The sequence below is a fragment of the Desulfuromonas sp. KJ2020 genome (assembly GCF_024197615.1).
Classification (GTDB): domain Bacteria; phylum Desulfobacterota; class Desulfuromonadia; order Desulfuromonadales; family SZUA-540; genus SZUA-540.
In genome coordinates this window covers 623,718-642,100 of record NZ_JAKUKE010000001.1, presented here as the reverse complement: position 1 = coordinate 642,100, position 18,383 = coordinate 623,718, and the positions used below count along the sequence as shown (strand labels likewise).

The following is an 18,383-nucleotide window of genomic DNA, read 5'->3' as shown; positions in this document are numbered from 1 at the left end:
ACGCAAAAATCAGGGTGCGTGCGCATTTCAAAGGGCGATTCTATAGAAATATCAATAGATTGAAAGTCGACTATTTGTAAACCTTGTGCTTTTGCTCCTCATTTTCTACACTGGAGACCGTATACGGAAAGGTCTCAACCCAACGGATGTGTCTTTACGCACACGAGAATTCTAATAATTGTTTCATGTCACCATGCTAACCTCTTTTCCTTTTGCGGCTTTTGTTCTGTGGCTTTTGGCTGTTCCCATGGACGGTCCCTTGACGGCGGCTGCCGGCCTGGGGGGAGCCACAGGATACTTTCTGCTGCCTCATGCCCTCACTCTAATGGCGGTGGCACTATGGTTGCCGCCAAAACGCTTCAAGCAGCTGATCCCCTATGCCGTTCTGGCCACCTTGGCACTCACGCTGGCGATTCCTCTGTTTCCGAGGCAGGGGTCCTGGCTCCTCTCAGGACTCAGTTTTACCGGCGCCTTTGTCGCCGTTGAGGCCTGCTGCCGCTTGCACAGCACCAGGCGTCCGGTCCTCGCGGCCGCCGCCGGTCTGGTTATGGCCAATCTGTTGTTATTTGTCCTGCACAGGTTCCCCGGCGGGTCGGTCGGTCACTTTGTCCTGGTGACACTTCCCCTTTTGCTGCTGCTGTCACCCTTGCCGGCCGTTGGAAAAAAGCAGGCCGCGCATTTTTCGGTCCCTTTATGGCGTTATCTCCCTTTCGTGCTGGTTTTTCATATCGTCGGCGGGCTGATGTATGGCTCGATTTATCCCGCCTATCAGCCCGTGGCTCTGGTCGCGGGCCTGGAACTGTTCTTTTATGTGGCGACAGTTCTTGGTGCCGTCTGGCTGGCGGAGAAAAGTCAGGACCTGGCCCTGATCTTCGGTATTGTGCTGAGCATGGCCTCCTTTGCTCTGTTGCAGTACCCCCAGCCTTTGACCATCAACCTGAGCATGTTCGCCATGCAAGCCGGCCAGGGATTCGTCGATCTGTTCCTGCTGGCTTTTCTGCTGTCCTTTGCGCGTCCCGTTCGCGCGTTTGGTCTCGGCCTGGCCATCTTGTGTCTGGGAATTTACGGCGGACAGCTCTTCGGGCGGCATTTGCAGGACATGGCCGGGGCGATTGCCCTGAGCGGCCACATCGTTCTAAATCTTTCTGTGCTCATGCTCTATTTTCTGAGCCGGCAACGCCATCCCCTGGCGGCCTTTGACCGGACCGCCAGCGGCGAGGGGTTATCGGGGGCGCCAGAGGATAGTGCCCGCCCTGCAATCTCAGAGGTTACGGCTCCGTCAGCCGAGGATCTTCTCCCGGAAAATATCCGTCTGCTGCTTTCCGAGCGGGAGTGCATGGTACTGGCCCAGAGTCTCGATGGGCGGCCATATCGACAAATTGCCTCGGATCTGGCTATTTCGGAATCGACGGTGAAAACCTACATGAAGCGGATATGCGACAAGCTTGACGTCAAAGGCCGCAAGGGATTGTACGAAGCATTGGGAAAATGGTGAGCTGAGAAAGCGGTAGAAGAAAGTGGGCAACCGGGAACATGATGATGACCATCGTGCTCCCGGTTTTTTATGATTTTCAGGAGATATCCCGGCCGACGAACCGTCGGTCAGCAGGAAGGCCCTCAGGTGCCGCCTGGCTGGTTGCCGCTACAGCCCTTTTTGCGGGGGAGGGTGCAGCGCCCCAGCAGTACCAGCAGCACAACGGCGGCGACCACCATCAGGGGGGACTCGGTGGCGGCGCCCGCTTCGCTGACCCAGCGCGTGATGTCGAGACCGCTGAAGGCGTAGAGGCGGTTGGTCAGCCAGCCGAGGGCGAGGGAGCACAGGGCGATGGAGAGCAGATAAACCAGGGTGGCGGCGCGGCCGAAATAGCGGAAGACCACGGTGATGGTGGCGGCATTGGTGGCCGGCCCGGCCAGCAGAAAGACCAGGGCGGCGCCGGGGGAGAGACCTTTGAGCACCAGAGCGGCGGCGATGGGGGTGGAGGCGCTGGCGCAGATGTAGAGGGGGATGCCTACAGCCAGCATGATCAGCAAAGAGAGCGGTTCGCTATGCAGATAACGGACGAAGAAATCGTCCGGGACGAAATAGGCGATGATCCCGGCCAGGCCGATGCCAAGCAGCAGCCACTTGCCGATATCCCCCAGCAGATCGCCGAAAGCGTAGGCGATCCCCTCGCGCAGGCGTCGGCCCAGGGGCAAGGGTGCGGGCGTCTCCTGTCCCGGCGTCGTGGTGTCGGTCCCCTGCTTTGCCGGGGCGCCGGCCTCGTCCGGCAGGCGATTGATGGCCAGCCCCGTCACCGTGGCGGTGACAAAGGCGGCGAGGGGCCGGATGAGGGTCATGAGAGGATCGAGCAGGGCCCAGGTGATGGCCATGGAGTCGACCCCCGTCTCCGGTACCGAGACGAGAAAGGCGGCCGAGGCCCCTTTGCTCGCCCCTTGCTGGCGCAGGCCGATGGCGGCCGGAATGACCCCGCAGGAGCACAGGGGCAGGGGAACGCCGAAAAGCGAGGCCTTGAGCACCGAGCCGGCGCTGCTCTGGCCCAGATGCCGGGCCACGACTTCAGTCGGAATCAGGGCCTTGAGTACCCCGGCGGCAAAAAAACCGAAGAGCACGTAGATGGCCGATTCAACCAGGATCTCCCAGCATTCTCCCACTATTCCCAGTACGATATCCATGTTTTGGCGGTGCCACCCTTCATAACGAAGCCAGGCCGAGGCCCTTCCCCAGCCTGGTTTCCCAGGTCAGACCTGAGTTTTCTGCCAGCCCTAGAATTTATATTTCAGACCGAAGTTGAGAAAAGCGCCGCCGACGTCATCCGTCACCAGGTCGCCGCGCAGTTCGGCGAAGAGGGCGAACTGACTGTCGATGTTGAAAGCGCCGCCGCCCACCAGATGCACGCCGAGTTCGAGTTCGGAATCGTCGTGCCAGGGGGAGTCGATCATGGCCAGGTACAAACCGGGCCCGGCCCCGGCGTAGAGATCAAAGGGGGTACCGGCAATGGCATGATTGAGGATGAGAGAAGCGGTAAAGGGGATGACAGTCAGATCGACGCTGCTGTTGCGCTCCAGTTCGGCGCCGTAGAAGCCGGTGGCGAATTCGGCGTAGACCTGGGGGTTTTGGGTAAAAGTAAAGCCGTAGGCGACTCCGAAGTTGTAACCCGTATCGAAGGCGCTTTCATCGGGAAAGTAGAGACCGGCGCGACCGCTGATATATTCGGCCGAATAGGCCGGCAGGGCAGTCCCCAGGGCGAGGATGAAAAGAGCCAGACAGGTTGCGAGTTTCTTCATGGTGACCTTACCTCCTTGGATATTGTTCCGGAACGCGCCGGAGGGAAATGAAAGGACCGCTTACTCAAAAGGGCCGCGTATAGCTGATGAAACCCTGTACTCCTTCAAGACCCGAGGTGTCAACCCCCTTTTCAAATTCAAGGTTGCTGGTGACGCCGCGCAGTCCGATGCCCATGAAGGCGCCATCCGGCAGGCGGTATTCGATGGCGGCCCGCGCATAGCCGCCGATTCCGAAGGCGTTTTCGCTGGTATCGGTGGTGGCAGTGTCGCCCTGGCTGTCGGTTTCTTCCCTCTCGCCGTCATAAGTGGCGAAGAGCAGCAGGGGGCCGGCCCCGACGGAGAGCCGCAGGCGGTTGGCCATCACGTGGCTGGCGTAGAGCCCCATGGAGAGATCGAGCAGCCACAGAGACGTTTCGATGCGCACGCTGGTCTGCTCCAGGTTGCTGGTGAGGGAGGTGCTGCGCGAACGCCAGCCGAAGAGCAGTCCCCCCTCGAAGCCGGCCTGGCTGTTCTGCCCGGCCAGGGCATACTGGGCGGCGAAGCCGAGCATTGGCATCTGCGACAGGTCCGTCTCTTTGTAAGCGTCGGGGTCAACGGGGGATTCTTCCCGAAAAGTCAGGCTGTCGTCGTGAAACACCGCGGCACCGAAGAGGGCCTGGATGGCAGTGGGCGGCGGCTCGTAGACCGCTGCCGACAGGGGCTGGGCCGTAAGGCAAATGATCCCAAGAGCCAGGATGAAAAGGGAGCGGAGCCCAGCGGTTTTGCCTGCAGCACTCATAGGGGAAACCGCTGGCAGAGAGAGGCCAGGTAGCGAGAGCGCACCTGCTCGCTGGCCAGCAGCTGCTTGACCGGCGGCAGCTTGAGGATGACGCCAAGGACGGCGGCGAGGGCGCGGTGGCTCCACAGGACCTGGTTGTCGAAGAGCAGATGGGGCAGGGTGCCGCGCTCGATAGCCATGAGCACCACCTTGTGGACGCTGTTGACGGGGGTGATGACCCGCTGCGCGCGCGGCTGCAGACGAAGGGCGCCGCGGGGGCAGTTGCGCACGCAGACGCCGCAGCCGAGGCAGAGCTCTTCGTCGATGACCGCCGTCTTGCGGCCCCGACCGTCGGCTTGTTCCGTTTCCAGGCGGATGATTTTGACCGGGCAGGTCGGCAGGCAGCGGCCGCAGCCGGTGCAGTTGTCCTTGACGTGCACGATGAAGTTGCTGGTGTGTACCGGGTTCATGTGCCCGAAACGCTGGGCGGCGAGCATGGCCTCGCAGCAGCAGGGGCAGCAGTTGCAGATGAAATTCATCCCTTGCTGTACGTTTTCGCCGAACTGGGCCAGGTTCTGCTCCCAGGCCTTGTGCAGCAGTTCCTGGCACTCCCCACGCTCCACCCGGCGAGCGTAGCCGTGGCGGATGAGCGAGGCGGCCACGGTGTTGAAGGTCATGCAGATGTCCATCTCGGCCTCGCAGGCGGTGCCCAGATGGGAACGCTTGTGGCGGCAGTAGCACAGGCCGATGCCGATATCGGTCGCGGTCTCGATGACCTCGGTGGCCCGTTCATAATCGAGCACATAGAGGGCGTTTTCGGGAGAGAGGGCGCCTTCCTGCACCAGCACGCGGCCGAGCTGGGTGTCGCCGTTGACGAAGAGGGCTTTGATGAAATCCTCTTCCACGCTGATGTATTGCTCGTAGAGCTGGGAGAGGAGCTTCTGGTCGATGTCGTCGCGCAGCCGCATGAGGGCGAACTCGAAAAAGCCGGCCATGGGCGGCGGCAGCACGTACTCCATGCGGCCCTTGACCTGCATGTCGACGAGCAGGGCGCGATCGGCCAGGCGCTGCAGGGTCGTTTCGGCTTCGGCCAGTCCGACCCCCCAGGCCTTGGCCGCTTTTTCGGCGGAAAAGGGCCGAATGGGCAGGCGGGCGACGAGGTCGGCCTCTTTTTCACTGAACAGCAGGGCGAGGATGTCGTACAGGAGCTGGGAGGGGGGTGCCCCCTGGGGAAAGCGGTTGAGCCGTTCGCTCAGGTTGGCATAGCCGGTTTTGAGGGTGTGGTGGGACATGGTCGCCTCTCATGCCGCGCTGCACCCGGGCCGGTCGACTGCAGAGTCCGAATCCTAGGACTGGCCCTTTTGCTGCAGCGAACTGAAGATCATGTCGAGCACGGCTTTCTGCCGGACTTCGTGCTTGTTGAGCACCGCCAGGCAGCAGCCCATAGGAAAACGTTCGTGCAGGTAATCGGCATCACGTCCCGACAGGATGATGATGCGGTTTTTGTTTAAGCCTTTAGCGGTGGCGTAAGCCAGAATCTTGCCGCCGTCCATCCCCGGCATCTCCAGGTCGAGGAGCAGCAGACTGAGATCCGCGGTGATGGCGGCCAGCCCCTGCAGGGGGTCGAGGCGGGTTTCCACTTCCAGGCAGGGATAGTTTTCGGCTACATATCCCTGCATGAAAGTGAGAAACGTTTTGTCGTCGTCAATAATCAGGATCTTGGCCATGCTGCGGATCGGAAGCCTTTACCACTTGATGTCGATGATGGAGAGGAACATGAGACCGGCGCCGGTGACGGCGATGCCGCTGTGGCTCGATTCGCTGCCGCCGTCGGCCATGGCGCTGCCGGCGATGAGGGCGGCGGCGCCGAGAGTTCCCAAAATGGCATGCAGATTGGGGTCGCTGAAAAGCCCCTGACCGCCGCCGAGCTGGTCGCCGTACTGCAGATACCCACTCAGCACGGTGCCGGCCGCTGCGGCCGAGGCCGTGTAGGCCAGGGCATGGTGGGTATCTTCATCCGAGTTAGCCACACCGGCGGCCGCGGCCAGCAGCACGGTACTGTAGCCGAGAACCTTATGCAGGCTCAGACTCGATTTCTTTTCTACCGGCGCAGCGGCCAGGGTGCCGGCGGTAGCCTGGTTGGCTGCCACCTGGTAGGAGGGATATCTCTGGGCCAGCTGGCTGTTGGAGAGATAGAAGTTGTCATAGGCCAGGTCGGTGAGGAAGGCGTCGTCCTGGGCCGCCTTGGTGATGGAAACGGTGCCGGCAACGGCGGTCGCCGCCGAGCTTAACAGGTAAAAGAGGCTGAACAGAAGAATCAGGGTTCTGCACTTCTTGAGACGGGCCATGGCGGGACTCCTTCCTCATTTTAGGGTGGCAGTATGCACAACTTTCTGGATTATAGCAGGACTTGCCCAACGTGAAAGAAAAGAATTCAGTCGCCCTCGCTGCCGGCTTCCGTCTGCAGGCAAGTGGCGAGTACCTGGGCCAGGGCAGGCACGGTCCGGTGGTGGGCCAGCTCCGTCGGTTCAACCCAGCGGCATTCCTCATGCCCCCAATCCAGGCGGACTCCGGGCGAGCCGTTCACCTCAAAAAGAAAAGGATGAATGAGCCATCGGGTCGCCAGTTCCGCATCGACCACCTCCTGGCACGGGGCGGCGGCGACCAGGCAGAGGTCGTCTTCACCCAGGCCTGTCTCCTCCCGAATCTCCCGTAGCGCCTGCGCCAGCGGAGTCGGCTCCTCGAGAGAGCCGCTGACCGCCGCCCAGCGGCCCCGGTAGGTGCGCACCCGGTCGCTGCGCTTCAGCAGCAGGATCTTGCCCTGGTGCCGCAGAAAAGCGGTGACGACCTGACGGATCGGCCGAGACCGATCGTTCATGGGGGGTCCTCGGCCGTGGGTTCAGGTTCGCTCGCCGTGAAAAAGTCGGTCATGGCGGCAAAGACCTCCGCCGTGGGGGCGGCGACCACCCGCGCCTCGGGCAGGGAGCGCAGAAAGATGCGGCCGTAGCCCTTTTTGACCACGCGGGCGTCGAGAATAAGCACGACGCCACGGTCGTCGCGGTGGCGGATGAGACGGCCGAAGCCCTGCTTGAACTTGATGACGGCCTGCGGCACCGTGTATTCCATGAAGGGATCGCCGCCGGCCAGCTCGATGGCCTCGGCCCGGGCCTCCAGCACCGGCTCGGTGGGCACCTTGAAGGGGAGCCGGGTGATGATGACCTGCTCAAGGGCTCGCCCCGGCACGTCGACCCCCTCCCAGAAGGAATCGGTGGCGAAAAGGACGCTGGTGGGGTCGCCGGCGAATTTTTTCAGCAGGCGATGGCGGTTCTCCTCTCCCTGGCGCAGGCAGTGATAGCCGCGGGCGCCGAGCACCGGGGCGACCTCGCCGTAGACCTGCCGCAGCAGCGAGTAGGCGGTGAAGAGGACGAAGGTGCGGCCGTCGGCGGTGAGGATGGCCCGTTCAGCCAAATCGCGCACGCTGGCCGGGTAGTCGGGGCGTCCCGGTTCGGGGATGTCGGTGGGGATGGCGACCAGGGCTTGCTGGGTGAAATTGAAGGGGCTGGCCAGCAGCAGTTCGGCCAGGCGCGCCGGTTCGGCGCGGTCGAGGCCGACCCGGTGCTTGAAGTAGATGAACTGGCCGCCGACGGAGAGGGTGGCGCTGGTCATGACCACCGAGCGGAAGCGGTCATAGACGGCGGCCTTGAGGTTGCCGGCCACTTCCAGAGGGGCCGTACAGAGGCGGGTGACGACGCCGGTGCCCCGGCCGATGCGTCCCTCGACGATCTCGAACCAGGCGCAGGTGCCCTCTTCGGCGGCGGCAAAAAAGCGCAGGTCGTCGGCGATGCTTTCCAGGCGGCCGGCGATGCCGCGCAGGTCGGTGAGGCTGGAGCCGAGGTGTTCATGCACGTCATCGGGCAGGCGGCCGCAGTCCTTGAGCAGGGCGCGCAGGCCCTGGCCGAGCAGATCCGTCTCTTTGGCCAGGGCGCGCACCCGGTCGCAGAGGGTCTGCCAGACCTCGCCGGCGGCGAAGTCGGCCACCACCCGCTGTTTTATTTCCTCCCTTTCGCGAATGGGGCGGCCGAGAGCGGCGGCGAGATCCTGACCGATCCCTTCCAGTTCTTGCACCGAGCGGTCGAAGAGGGTCTGGCGGTCGACGAGAAGGTTTTCGACGCGGCCGTGCAGGGCCCGGTAGAGCTCGTCCAGGCTGTCGGGCAGCTTGGCGGCCAGGGCGTTGAGGAAGCGGGGGAGCAGGCCCTTCTCCGGCTTGCGCGGATGGCGCAGCTTGTTGAGCACGCGGGCGAAGGAAAAGCGGGTGACCTGGCTGGCGAAGAAGTGGGTGGCCACATCCTCCAGGTGGTGGGCCTCGTCGAGAATGATACGGTCGAAGGGGGGCAGCACGGCGGCGGCGGTGTAGTTGTCCGTCTGCTGGCGCAGGGCCAGGTCGGAGAGCAGCAGGGCGTGATTGACCACCAGCAGGTCGGCCTGGGCCGCCTGGCGGCGGGCCTTGTGGAAAAAACAGCGGTTGTAGTGGGCGCAGCGTACCCGCGAGCACTGGTCGATTTCGCAGCGCACCTCTTCCCACACCTGTTCCCGGGGGATAAAGGGGAGCTCCTCCTTGGAGCCGTCGCTGGTGCGCCCGGCCCATTCGAGAATACTGGTGAGCTCGCCGGCCAGCTCGTCGTCGAAGAGCCCCGGCTCCTGACGGATATTTTCGCTGCGGCGCAGACAAAGATAGTTGGCGCGCCCTTTCACCAGCACGGCGCGGAATTCCAGGTTGCTGACCCGCTGCAGAAAAGGGATATCCTTGCGGATGAGCTGCTCCTGCAGGTTGATGGTGTTGGTACTGATCACCACCCGCTCTTCGTTGCCCAGGGCCCAGAGGATGGCCGGGGTCAGGTAGGCGAGGCTTTTGCCCGTGCCGGTCCCCGCTTCGATGACCGTCAGGCGCCCCTTGTTGAAGGCCTCGGCGACGGCAAAGGCCATGCGCAGCTGTTCCGGGCGGTCTTCGTAGCCCGGCAGGGTACGGGCGATGATCCCCGCGGGACCGAGCAGGTCGTCCACGCGCTGGGGCTCGACGGGCTGCACGTCCTTCGAGGCGAAGGCTTCCACCACCTTGTACACATTGTCCACAGGGTTATCCACAATGTGGAAGCCGACCCCTAGCGAGCCGAGCCGGGAGGCGATTTCCAGATCCGCTGCCGAGGGCTGCAGGTGCCCGGAGGGGTGGTTGTGGATGACCACGTCGCCGTAGGCGCACTCCTGCAGAATGGCGGGAACGGCCTCGGCGTTGCCGCGGGCCAGCACCTCGACGCTGACGACCAGGCGCTCGGCATCGGTGCGGCCGAGGAAGAAGACCTCGTTGCCGCGCGCATCGTCAATGGCCTGCCGCAGCAGCAGGCGGACTTCAGGGGAAAAAGTGCGTTTCATGGAGGATGTCCTTTGGGGAAGGGGGCATTATAGGCAAAGGGGCGCGAAAAGGGAAGCGCCTCACCTGTCAGCGGCAGCGGCTAGGCAGACAGAGGTCAATCTGCTAGAGTGACACGGCGTCCATGAGACCCTTGGGCGCTTTGCCATAAGCACCGTCGCTGCAGCGAGCCTGTCAGGCCGACACCCGGAGCCTACTTTGACCACCCTGCTCATTTTTGCCAAAATCCTGGTTTCCATCCTCGCCGTGGTCGGCCTGTCTCTGGTGGCCGAGCGGGTCAGTCCGCGGGTGGCGGGGATACTCTCCGGCTATCCCCTCGGCACCGCCATCGCCCTCTTTTTTATCGGGCTGGAAAACGGCCGCGACTTCGCGGCGCAGGGAGCCGTCTATACGGTGGCGGGGCTCAGTGCCTCCCTCGTGCTGGTGCATGTCTACTATGTCGTATCGGCGTCATTAAACCGCCATACCCGGCTCTTTTCGGCGGTCGCCGCCGTGGCCGCCTTTCTGCTGGCGGCGGCGCTGCTGCACCGTTTCAATTTTTCCCTCGGGTCGGGCCTGCTTTTCACCCTGACGGTGACGGCTTTTTACGCCTGGCGTTTCCGGCGCCTGAAGAACGTGCGCGTGACCACGGCGGTGCGCTTTACCCGCTGGGTGCTGCTGCTGCGCGGGCTGGCGGCCGCCTCCATCGTCCTGCTGATCACCGGCTTGGCCCGCCTCATCGGCCCCGATGCCGCCGGCATCCTCTCGGCCTTTCCCATCACCCTTTTCCCCTTTCTGCTCATCATTCATTTCACCTACGGCAAAGAGCCGGTTCACACCATCATCAAGAATTATCCCTTCGGTCTGGGCGCTCTTATCACCTACGCCCTGTCCGTGTCTTTCACCTATCCCTCCTTCGGCGTGGCCTGGGGCACCCTGTCCTCCTTTCTGGCCGCGACCGTCTATCTGCTGATCTTCATGGCGCTGACGTCGCGGCGCTGATGGCGCCCTGCCCTTTAAGTCTTTGACCTTTCTGCAGAATTCGGGGGACAGTCTGGTATACTTTCCTCACGGATGCCCACCTCAGCTGAAAAGCCCGTCATGGCCGTGACGACAGGCCCTGCCGGCGGGCCAGGAGGATTGCGTGGCCGACCCCTTGCTGCAGGATATTGTCGCTCTGGAGAAGGAGCTGGAGGCCCGGCGCCAGGAGGTGGCGGCTGAGGTCGATCGCTGGCTGGCGGATGTACGGCAGGAACTCGCCGCCGCGGCCCGCGATCTGGAGGCGCGCCTGCAAGAGGAGGCGCAGCAGGCGGAAGAGAGGGCGGCGGCCGAGGCCCGGGCCGAGGCCATGAAGAGGCGGGAACAGGCAGAGGGTTTTGCGCGGCGACTGGTCGGTCTGGAAGATGACTGGCTGAACCAGTTGCTGCGCGTGCACCTGGCCCTTATCCTGCCAGGGGAAGCGCATGATCATCGGGATGTCCAAGGTTGAAATCGCCGGTCCCAAAGGACGCCTGCTGGAGGTATTGGCGCTGATCCGGCGCGAGGGTATCGTCCAGCTGGAGACCGACATCCACGGGCTGGTCCCCGAGGACGACGCCAGGCGCGTCCGGACGCTGCTTCTGGATGAAAGTGAGCTGTCCGCCAAGCTCTTCTACGAGGACTTCAGCCGCAAAGTCCACGATCTGTTTGCCCTGCTGCCCCCCACCCCCCTTCGACAGACCTATTTCGACCCCGCCAAGTTCCTCCCTCTTCTGGCTCAACTCCTCCCCCGCCACATGGAGCGCTGCCGCAGCCTGCAAAATCTTCTGGAGGAGTGTCGGGCAAGCCGGGATGAGCTGCGGCGCTTTGTCGTTCTGCTGCCGGCGCTGCGCTCCTTGGTGGAAGGAGTCGATGCCGCCGGCAAGGTCGAATTGATTGGGGTAACGGTTCGACGGCCAGAGCTGCTCGACGTTCTGCGGGAGGCGGTGAGCCAAGCGGTCGGCAGCAGGTTCGATATGCTGACGGCGGTGGCCGAGGACGGTACCCAGGTCGCGCTGCTGGTGACGGAGGCGGAACAGGCCTCGCGTCTGCGGGAGGCCCTTGAACGGACCAAGATGGCGGAGCTGAGCTTCCCGGCCGAGCTGTCGGGCCTCCCCCTGGCCAAGAAAATAGCCTCTCTGGGTGACCGCCTCGAGGAACTGGCGGCCCAGCAGCATACGGTTGAGGCGGCGCTGGAGCAGTTCGCGCGACAGTGGAAGCCGATCTACGCCAGCAGCCTGGAGCTCGTCGAGGAACGTCTGGCCGTTCTGCAGGCGACCAGCCAGGTCTATGAGACGGATCTGTGCTTTGTGCTGATCGGTTGGATGCCGGCTCGCCAGATCGACAGCCTGAGGGCCCGCCTCCAGGCGGAATTCGAGGGGGAGGTGGTTCTGGAAGAGCTGGCCCTGCTGGCCGAGGACCTGGAGCGGGTGCCCGTCCTGTTGCGAAATCCCCGTTATTTTGCTCCCTTCGAGATTTTCTCCCGACTTTTGCCGCTGCCCGCCTACGCCTCCTTTGATCCCACCCCCTTTATGGCCATCTTTTTCCCGTTGATCTTCGGCATGATCCTGGGGGATGTCGTCTATGGCCTGGTCCTGCTGCTGCTGGCGCTGGTGCTGCTGTGGTGGTTCAAAAACCGGCCGCTGGTGCGGGACGGCGCGCGCATCCTGGGGGTCTGTGCGGCCTACACTATCCTTTTCGGCTTTCTCTACGGCGAATTCCTGGGCGAGCTGGGCGGGCAGGTTCTCGGGCTGGAGCCCCTTCTCTTCGATCGCGCCAGGGCCATCGTGCCGACCATCTGGTTTGCCCTCTCCGTGGGTCTGGTGCATGTGGTCCTGGGCCTGCTGTTCGGGGCGGTGAGTGCCTTTCGCCAACGACATTCCCGGCAGGCCCTCTTCAAACTGCTCACCGCGGGGGTCATGGTCGGCGTGGCGGGACTGGTGGCCTTCATGCTGTTGACTTCGACGGAACTCGAACTGCGCCCACTGCTGGTGACGGTGGCCGTACTCATCCCCCTGCTCTTTCTGGCGGGGGGGCTGCTGGCGCCCCTGGAGCTGCTCAAAAGCATCGGCAACATCATCTCCTACGTGCGCATCATGGCCATTGGCTTATCCAGCGTGCTGTTGGCCCATGTGGCCAACCGCCTGGGCGGCATGAGCGGCGACATCCTGGTCGGTACGCTGGTGGCCGTGCTGCTGCACGCCTTCAATCTGCTGCTGGGGGTGTTCGCGCCGACCATCCACGGTCTGCGCCTGCATTATGTTGAATTTTTCAGCAAGTTTATCGAGGGTGGGGGGCGCCCCTTTGCCCCTTTGCGAAAGAAGCGGGAGCCTTAAGGAAGGGAGAAGGTTATGGAAAAGGTTTGGCTCGCATTTGCCGCCGCACTGGCCATCGGGCTGCCGGCCCTGGCCACGGCCTGGGCCCAGTCGCGCATTGGCGCCGCCGGAGCCGGCTCGTTGGCGGAGAAGCCGGAATTGACCGCCACGGTCATCATCCTGGTGGCCATTCCCGAGACCATGGTCATCCTCGGCTTCGTGGTGGCGGCCATGATCATCATGATGATCTAGCCCATGGGCCATGAAGAGCTGATGAGCAGCCTGCGGGCTGAGGCGAGGCGGCGGGAAGAGGCTCTCTGGGAGGAGGCCCGCCGGGAGGCCGACCGGCGGCGCGACGAGGCGCGAGGTCAGGAGGAGTCCTTGCGACAAGAGCAGGCGCGTACCCTGGCCTCTCGCCATGCTGCCCGACGGGAAGACATGCTGGCCCAGGCCCGGCAGGAGGCGGGACGCCTGCGGGAGGAGGCACTGGCGGATGTGGCCGACCGGCTCCTGGCGCTGGCGAGGGAGCTTCTGCCGGAGCTGGCCCAGAGCGACGGGGCGCTTCTGGAACGGCTGGCCGCGGAGCTTCCCCCCGTCGCCTGGGAAAGGGTGCGGGTCGTGCCGGGGGAGCGGGAACAAGCGCAGCGGCTGTTCCCACAGGCGGCCATTGCCGTCGACGAGGCCATGGTCGGCGGCCTGGAGGCCTGGGCGGCAGGCGGGCAGTTTCAGGTGGCCAACACCCTGTCCGTCCGGCTGGCCAGAGCCTGGCCGGATCTTCTGCCGGCCTTGATAGCCGTGATCATCAAGGAGGTGGAAGGCGATGCCCCTACTGCAGAGCCCTGAAGGCGGCGGTTATCCGCGGGACTATCTGCTGTCACGGCTTCGCGCCCGCCGCCGGGAGCTTTTGAGCGATCGGCGAACCCCGGTGGAACCGGCCTCGGCAGAGGCGCCCTGGAGAGCCTTTCGCCGGGAATGTGCCTGGGTGTTTCGGCAGATGGATGCGCGCTGGCGGCAGGATTTTACCCCGCTGCTGACCTACTGGGAACTTCCGGGCCTGGTCCGGGCGATTCGCTTTATCCGTCAGGGAGAAGGGCTAACGCAAGAGGCGCTGTTTCCCGACAGCCTGATCTTAGGGCGATGGCAAAGAACCGTGTCCGAGTGCCGTGACGGTGCGGAGGCCGCCGCCGCGGCACTCGCCGCTCTTTCGGAGGAGTCGCCGGCCCTTGCGGGGCTGGAGGCGATCTATCGCCGGGAAGGGGGGCGGCGCTTCGAAGAGGAGTTGATGGACCGCTTTCTGGTCGCTCCCGGTCGCGGGCGGCTGCGGGGGGTCGTCGGTGATTATTTCAAAGCCCTTGTTGATCGCCGGAATCTGCTTCGCCTCGCCAAGCATCAGCGCTGGGGGCTTGAGTCCCCGGTATTGCTCCCTGGCGGCGGACTGCCCCGGACCGAACTGGAAGCCCTTTGGCGACAGGGGGATCTCACCATAGTGCTGCGTTGCGCGGCCGCTTGGGCGGGGGAGGCGGCGCCGGAGGACTGGAGGACCCTGTCGGTTGTGCTGGAGCGAGGCCTGCTGCGGCGGCTGCGGCGCTGGGGAAGGGACCCGCTGCAGGCCGGGGTGGTGCTGGATTATCTGGGGCGCTGCCGCCTGCGGGCCCGCAATTTGAGCCTTTTGGCGAGGGCCGGAGAGGCCGGCCGAGAGGAGATGGTGGCGTGAAGAAGGTGGTAGTTCTTACCCCGCAGGATGCGCGTTACGGCTTCGCTCTGGCCGGGGTGGAGCAGCGGCTGGCGGCGCCGACAGAGGCGGAGGAGTTGCTGCGTGAGGCGCTGTCCGAGCCGGATGCCGGCGTGGTGATGATCGACGAGCGCCTTCTCAGCGAGATCGAACCGGAACGGCTGCGGGAACTGGAGAGCCGTTGGTTCGGGGTGCTGCTGATTTTGCCAGCGCCGCAGCAGGCTGAGGCAGAGAATTATCTGCAGCGGCTTCTGGCCCGGGTGCTCGGTTACCAGGTGAGGATATCGCCATGAAGAGGGCAGGACGGATTGTCGGCATATCCGGCCCCACAGTCAGCGTCGATTGCGAGGGGCTGCGCCTCTACGACCGGGTGGTGGTGGGTCGGAACCGCCTCTGCGGCGAAGTGGTGCGGCTCGAGCGGCAGAAGGCGGTCGTCCAGGTGTATGAAAATACGCTGGGACTGGCCCTCGGTGAGCCGGTCGAGGGGCTGGGCCTCCCCTTGACAGTCAAGCTTGGACCGGGTCTGCTGGGGAGGCTTTTCGATGGCCTGCAGAGACCCCTCGAAGCCCTGCGGGAGGCCACGGGCCCCTTTATCCGCAGCGGCCATGACCCCTTTCCCCTCGATTGTGATCGCCTCTGGCCATGTGAGCCGCTCAAGAAGATCGGCGAGACGGTGACAGCGGGAGAGCCTTTCGCTGCCGTGGCGGAAGGGCCCTTCCGTCACCTCCTCTTTGCCCCGGCGGCTGGCCGAATCGCTTCGCTGCACCGTGGCGAATGGTCCCTGCAGGAGCCCCTCGGGCAACTGGAGGACGGCACGGTGCTACGCGGCTGGCAGGAATGGCCGGCCCGTAAGCCGCGTCCCTACAAACGCAAGCTCGCCCCCGGGCAGCCCCTGATGACCGGCCAGCGCTGTCTCGACTTTCTGTTCCCCCTGGTGCGCGGGGGGACGGCGATCTTCCCCGGCGGGTTCGGCACGGGGAAGACCGTGCTGGAGCAATCCCTGGCCAAATATGCCGATGTCGATGTCGTTATTTATGTCGGCTGCGGGGAGCGGGGAAACGAGATGGCGGAGCTTCTGGACGAGATTGTCGCCCTGAAAGATCCCTGGACCGGGGGTGCCTTGATGGATCGCACCCTGATTGTCGCCAACACCTCCAATATGCCGGTAGCCGCCCGGGAGGCCTCCCTCTACACGGCCGTGACCCTGGCCGAATATTACCGGGACATGGGGCTGCATGTGCTGTTGCTGGCCGACAGCGTGTCGCGCTGGGCGGAGGCGCTGCGGGAAATCTCCTCCTCCCTTGAAGAGATGCCGGGCGAGGAAGGGTATCCGACCTATCTGAATTCGCGGCTGGCCGGGTTTTTTGAAAGGGCCGGGCTGGTGGAAACGGGTTCCGGGGTCCTGGGTTCTCTGAGCATGGTGCTGGCGGTATCGCCGCCGGGGGGCGACTTTACCGAACCGGTCACCCAGGCCTGCCTACGGGCGGCGGGCGCCTTTTATATGCTCGATACTGCCCTGGCCCACAGCCGACATTTCCCCGCCGTGCACTGGGGGCAGAGCTATTCCCTCTATGCCTCGGGACTGATGGAGCATTTTGCCGAGACGGTGTCGCCGCGCTGGCCGGAGCTGGTGCGCCGCTGCCGCGACCTGTTGCTGCGGGAACAGGGGGTTCGCGAGGTGGCCGAGATCGTCGGCCTGGAGGGGCTCCAGGATGCCGACCGTCTGCTCATCCGCGTGGCCGAACGCCTCCGGCGGGACTTCCTCTGTCAGAATGCCTACACGGCCGAGGCCTTCAGTACGCCGGAGCAGACCTTGCAGAAAGTTTCCGCCATTGTGGAGGCCTACGACCGGGCGAAGCAGCGACTTGAGGACGACGGCCTGCTCGATGAGGCCCTGGCGGAACTGGACAGGGAGTGAACGATGCGACTTTGCGAACACCGCTATCAGAGTATCGGCGCCATTCGCAGTCCGCTGTTGATCGTGGAAGGCGTCATCGAGGCACGTATCGGCGAGACGGTGACCATTCTCGGCCCCCAGGGGGAGAGGCAGGAGGGTGAAGTCCTCAGGATCGAGGGCCAGACTGTCCTGCTGCAGGTCTTCGGCGAGACCCGGGGTCTGGACCTGGGGCATTCGACGGTGATCTTCTCCGACGCGGTCAAAAAGGCGCCCGTATCCACGGCCTGTCTGGGGCGGGTGTTCAACGGCTCTTTCCAGCCGGTGGACGGCCGTCGTACCATCGTGCCGGAGAAATGGCTGCCGATCACCGGCTATCCGATCAACCCCGTGGCCCGGGCACGACCGGAAGAGTTTATCGAAACGGGGTATTCGGCCATTGACGGGCTCAACACCCTGGTCCGCGGACAGAAACTGCCGGTTTTCTCCTGTGCCGGCCTGCCGGCCCGGGAAATCGCGGCCGGCATCCTGCGTCAGGCCCGCCTGGGGGGCGGCGGTCCTTTTGTGGTCGTCTTTGCCGCGCTCGGTCTGACCCATCGCGAGTACAGCCTCTACATGGAGGTTCTACAGACCATGCGGGGTGGCTTCGTCGCCTTCGTGAATCTGGCCGACGAGCCGGTGGTCGAACGCCTGCTGGCGCCTCGGCTTGCCCTGACCCTGGCTGAGTACCTGGCCTTCGAAAAAGCCATGGATGTGCTGGTGCTGGTGACGGACATGCTGAATTATTGCGACGCTCTCAGGGAGATTTCCACCTCACGGGAAGAGCTGCCCGGCCGGCGCGGCTACCCGGGGTATCTTTACTCCGACCTGGCTTCCCTCTACGAGCGGGCAGGGCGCCTGAAGGGGGTGGCCGGCTCGGTGACCATGCTGCCGGTGGCGACCATGCCCGAGGATGACATTACCCATCCCATCCCCGATTTGACCGGATATATCACCGAAGGGCAGGTGGTGCTGTCCCGGGAGCTGCACCAGCGGGGGATTTTTCCTCCCATCGATGTGCTGCCAAGTCTCTCGCGGCTGATGCAGCGCGGCATTGGCGCCGGACGAACCAGGGAAGATCATCGGGATCTTGCCAACGCGCTGTATCGGCATTATGCCCGGGGGCGGGAGCTCCAACAGCTCGAGGCTATCGTCGGTCGGGAAGGAATGAGCCGCGCGGATATCCAGGTGCTCTCCTTTGCCGAGGCCTTCGAAAACCGGCTCGTTCATCAGGGGGAGGCGCGCCGTACCATCGCCGAGACCCTCGACATCGGCACGGCGCTCCTGAAAGAATTTGATCTGGAGGGCGGATGATTCCCCCCACCCGGACCGAGATGCTGCGGCTCAAGGACAGGCGTCGGGCCGTCGGCGGCAGTGTCGCCATTCTCAAGGGGCGTCGTCAGGCCCTGATCCGCGAGCTCCTGGCCACGGCCACACCGCTGCTGGAGAGCCGGCAGGCCCTGCGGGAGACCTACCGGCGCGCATTGACGGAACTGTGGCTCAGCCTGGGAAACGAGGAAGCCAATGAGCTGGATTCTCTGCTCGGAGACAGCCGCCAGGATCTCGGCGTGACCGTGGTCCCCGGCAATATTCTGGGGCTGCGCTACCGGGAGGTTCGGGCGACCCGGTCTCCGGTTCGGTCGCCGCCGCAGCGGTCCTACGACTATGCCCAGACCACCGTTCACCTGGAAGAAGCCATCCACGGGTTTGAAACGATCCTGGCGGAGATGCTGGAACAGGCGTCCTACGAGGGCAAATTGAAACGCCTGGGCGAGGAGCTGCTGCGCCTGACACGCCGGATCCGGGTGCTGGAGGAAAGGATCATGCCCGAGATTGAAGGGCACATCCGCACCATTTCACAAAGCCTCGGTGAGAGAGATCGCGAAGCCTATTACCTATTAAAACGGTTCAAGGAGGATAAAAAGGAAAACTCATGATCC

General features: G+C 64.0%; 19 protein-coding genes. 11 read left to right on the top strand and 8 right to left on the bottom strand.

Annotated features, from left to right (window positions below):
- Nucleotides 1–247 precede the first annotated feature (247 nt).
- Nucleotides 248–1,495 (top strand): LuxR C-terminal-related transcriptional regulator, encoded by a 1,248-nt coding sequence (locus tag MJO47_RS02945; RefSeq protein ID WP_253959625.1) that lies wholly within the window; start codon nt 248–250, stop codon nt 1,493–1,495.
- 122 nt (nt 1,496–1,617) lie between these two features.
- On the opposite strand, the gene MJO47_RS02940 is transcribed toward MJO47_RS02945, so the two are convergent.
- The 8 genes from MJO47_RS02940 to MJO47_RS02905 form a co-directional block, all read right to left on the bottom strand.
- Nucleotides 1,618–2,673: an SO_0444 family Cu/Zn efflux transporter gene (locus MJO47_RS02940; protein ID WP_253959624.1), complete on the bottom strand. Its 1,056-nt coding sequence runs from the start codon at nt 2,671–2,673 to the stop codon at nt 1,618–1,620.
- A gap of 90 nt (nt 2,674–2,763) precedes the next feature.
- Complete coding sequence (locus tag MJO47_RS02935) at nt 2,764–3,285, bottom strand: outer membrane beta-barrel protein (protein WP_253959623.1); 522 nt, start codon at nt 3,283–3,285, stop codon at nt 2,764–2,766.
- 64 nt (nt 3,286–3,349) lie between these two features.
- A complete protein-coding gene (locus tag MJO47_RS02930) occupies nt 3,350–4,063 on the bottom strand; it encodes a hypothetical protein (RefSeq protein WP_253959622.1) in 714 nt (237 codons plus the stop codon).
- Nucleotides 4,060–5,334, bottom strand: a complete 1,275-nt coding sequence (locus MJO47_RS02925) for a 4Fe-4S dicluster domain-containing protein (protein WP_253959621.1) — start codon at nt 5,332–5,334, stop codon at nt 4,060–4,062. The genes MJO47_RS02930 and MJO47_RS02925 overlap by 4 nt, the downstream gene beginning before the upstream one ends.
- Before the next feature lie 54 nt (nt 5,335–5,388).
- Entirely contained in the window at nt 5,389–5,769 is a 381-nt protein-coding gene (locus MJO47_RS02920) for a response regulator (RefSeq protein WP_253959620.1), read from the bottom strand.
- A gap of 18 nt (nt 5,770–5,787) precedes the next feature.
- Nucleotides 5,788–6,390, bottom strand: a complete 603-nt coding sequence (locus tag MJO47_RS02915; RefSeq protein WP_253959619.1) for a hypothetical protein — start codon at nt 6,388–6,390, stop codon at nt 5,788–5,790.
- Nucleotides 6,391–6,476: 86 nt separating this feature from the next.
- Nucleotides 6,477–6,920, bottom strand: coding sequence for an NUDIX domain-containing protein (locus tag MJO47_RS02910; protein WP_253959618.1), 444 nt, complete (start codon nt 6,918–6,920; stop codon nt 6,477–6,479).
- Complete coding sequence (locus MJO47_RS02905; RefSeq protein WP_253959617.1) at nt 6,917–9,469, bottom strand: helicase C-terminal domain-containing protein; 2,553 nt, start codon at nt 9,467–9,469, stop codon at nt 6,917–6,919. The genes MJO47_RS02910 and MJO47_RS02905 overlap by 4 nt, the downstream gene beginning before the upstream one ends.
- A gap of 196 nt (nt 9,470–9,665) precedes the next feature.
- On the opposite strand from MJO47_RS02905, the gene MJO47_RS02900 reads away from it, so the two are divergent.
- From MJO47_RS02900 to MJO47_RS02855, 10 genes are all read left to right on the top strand, one after another.
- The gene (locus MJO47_RS02900; protein ID WP_253959616.1) at nt 9,666–10,448 is read left to right on the top strand and encodes a hypothetical protein; all 783 of its coding nucleotides are present in this window, start codon (nt 9,666–9,668) and stop codon (nt 10,446–10,448) included.
- A gap of 142 nt (nt 10,449–10,590) precedes the next feature.
- Nucleotides 10,591–10,935 carry a hypothetical protein gene (locus MJO47_RS02895; RefSeq protein ID WP_253959615.1) on the top strand — a complete coding sequence of 115 codons (345 nt, stop codon included), beginning with the start codon at nt 10,591–10,593 and terminating at the stop codon, nt 10,933–10,935.
- Nucleotides 10,910–12,799, top strand: a complete 1,890-nt coding sequence (locus MJO47_RS02890; RefSeq protein ID WP_253959614.1) for a V-type ATP synthase subunit I — start codon at nt 10,910–10,912, stop codon at nt 12,797–12,799. Before MJO47_RS02895 ends, MJO47_RS02890 begins: the two co-directional genes overlap by 26 nt.
- A gap of 15 nt (nt 12,800–12,814) precedes the next feature.
- Entirely contained in the window at nt 12,815–13,030 is a 216-nt protein-coding gene (locus MJO47_RS02885; protein WP_253959613.1) for an ATPase, read from the top strand.
- A gap of 3 nt (nt 13,031–13,033) precedes the next feature.
- Entirely contained in the window at nt 13,034–13,621 is a 588-nt protein-coding gene (locus MJO47_RS02880) for a hypothetical protein (protein WP_253959612.1), read from the top strand.
- Nucleotides 13,599–14,492, top strand: a complete 894-nt coding sequence (locus MJO47_RS02875) for a V-type ATPase subunit (RefSeq protein WP_253959611.1) — start codon at nt 13,599–13,601, stop codon at nt 14,490–14,492. Before MJO47_RS02880 ends, MJO47_RS02875 begins: the two co-directional genes overlap by 23 nt.
- On the top strand, nt 14,489–14,803 hold the full coding sequence (locus MJO47_RS02870; protein ID WP_253959610.1) for a V-type ATP synthase subunit F: 315 nt from the start codon (nt 14,489–14,491) through the stop codon (nt 14,801–14,803). The genes MJO47_RS02875 and MJO47_RS02870 overlap by 4 nt, the downstream gene beginning before the upstream one ends.
- On the top strand, nt 14,800–16,428 hold the full coding sequence (locus MJO47_RS02865) for a V-type ATP synthase subunit A (RefSeq protein ID WP_253959609.1): 1,629 nt from the start codon (nt 14,800–14,802) through the stop codon (nt 16,426–16,428). Before MJO47_RS02870 ends, MJO47_RS02865 begins: the two co-directional genes overlap by 4 nt.
- A gap of 3 nt (nt 16,429–16,431) precedes the next feature.
- Nucleotides 16,432–17,757: a V-type ATP synthase subunit B gene (locus tag MJO47_RS02860; RefSeq protein ID WP_253959608.1), complete on the top strand. Its 1,326-nt coding sequence runs from the start codon at nt 16,432–16,434 to the stop codon at nt 17,755–17,757.
- Nucleotides 17,754–18,380, top strand: coding sequence for a V-type ATP synthase subunit D (locus tag MJO47_RS02855; RefSeq protein WP_253959607.1), 627 nt, complete (start codon nt 17,754–17,756; stop codon nt 18,378–18,380). Before MJO47_RS02860 ends, MJO47_RS02855 begins: the two co-directional genes overlap by 4 nt.
- Nucleotides 18,381–18,383: the final 3 nt, after the last annotated feature.

Coding starts and splice junctions, on each gene's coding strand:
- MJO47_RS02945 (WP_253959625.1), top strand. CDS start 248: ATGGACGGTCCCTTGACGGCGGCTGCCGGCCTGGGGGGAGCCACAGGA.
- MJO47_RS02940 (WP_253959624.1), bottom strand. CDS start 2,673: ATGGATATCGTACTGGGAATAGTGGGAGAATGCTGGGAGATCCTGGTT.
- MJO47_RS02935 (WP_253959623.1), bottom strand. CDS start 3,285: ATGAAGAAACTCGCAACCTGTCTGGCTCTTTTCATCCTCGCCCTGGGG.
- MJO47_RS02930 (WP_253959622.1), bottom strand. CDS start 4,063: ATGAGTGCTGCAGGCAAAACCGCTGGGCTCCGCTCCCTTTTCATCCTG.
- MJO47_RS02925 (WP_253959621.1), bottom strand. CDS start 5,334: ATGTCCCACCACACCCTCAAAACCGGCTATGCCAACCTGAGCGAACGG.
- MJO47_RS02920 (WP_253959620.1), bottom strand. CDS start 5,769: ATGGCCAAGATCCTGATTATTGACGACGACAAAACGTTTCTCACTTTC.
- MJO47_RS02915 (WP_253959619.1), bottom strand. CDS start 6,390: ATGGCCCGTCTCAAGAAGTGCAGAACCCTGATTCTTCTGTTCAGCCTC.
- MJO47_RS02910 (WP_253959618.1), bottom strand. CDS start 6,920: ATGAACGATCGGTCTCGGCCGATCCGTCAGGTCGTCACCGCTTTTCTG.
- MJO47_RS02905 (WP_253959617.1), bottom strand. CDS start 9,469: ATGAAACGCACTTTTTCCCCTGAAGTCCGCCTGCTGCTGCGGCAGGCC.
- MJO47_RS02890 (WP_253959614.1), top strand. CDS start 10,910: ATGATCATCGGGATGTCCAAGGTTGAAATCGCCGGTCCCAAAGGACGC.
- MJO47_RS02885 (WP_253959613.1), top strand. CDS start 12,815: ATGGAAAAGGTTTGGCTCGCATTTGCCGCCGCACTGGCCATCGGGCTG.
- MJO47_RS02880 (WP_253959612.1), top strand. CDS start 13,034: ATGGGCCATGAAGAGCTGATGAGCAGCCTGCGGGCTGAGGCGAGGCGG.
- MJO47_RS02875 (WP_253959611.1), top strand. CDS start 13,599: ATGCCCCTACTGCAGAGCCCTGAAGGCGGCGGTTATCCGCGGGACTAT.
- MJO47_RS02865 (WP_253959609.1), top strand. CDS start 14,800: ATGAAGAGGGCAGGACGGATTGTCGGCATATCCGGCCCCACAGTCAGC.
- MJO47_RS02860 (WP_253959608.1), top strand. CDS start 16,432: ATGCGACTTTGCGAACACCGCTATCAGAGTATCGGCGCCATTCGCAGT.
- MJO47_RS02855 (WP_253959607.1), top strand. CDS start 17,754: ATGATTCCCCCCACCCGGACCGAGATGCTGCGGCTCAAGGACAGGCGT.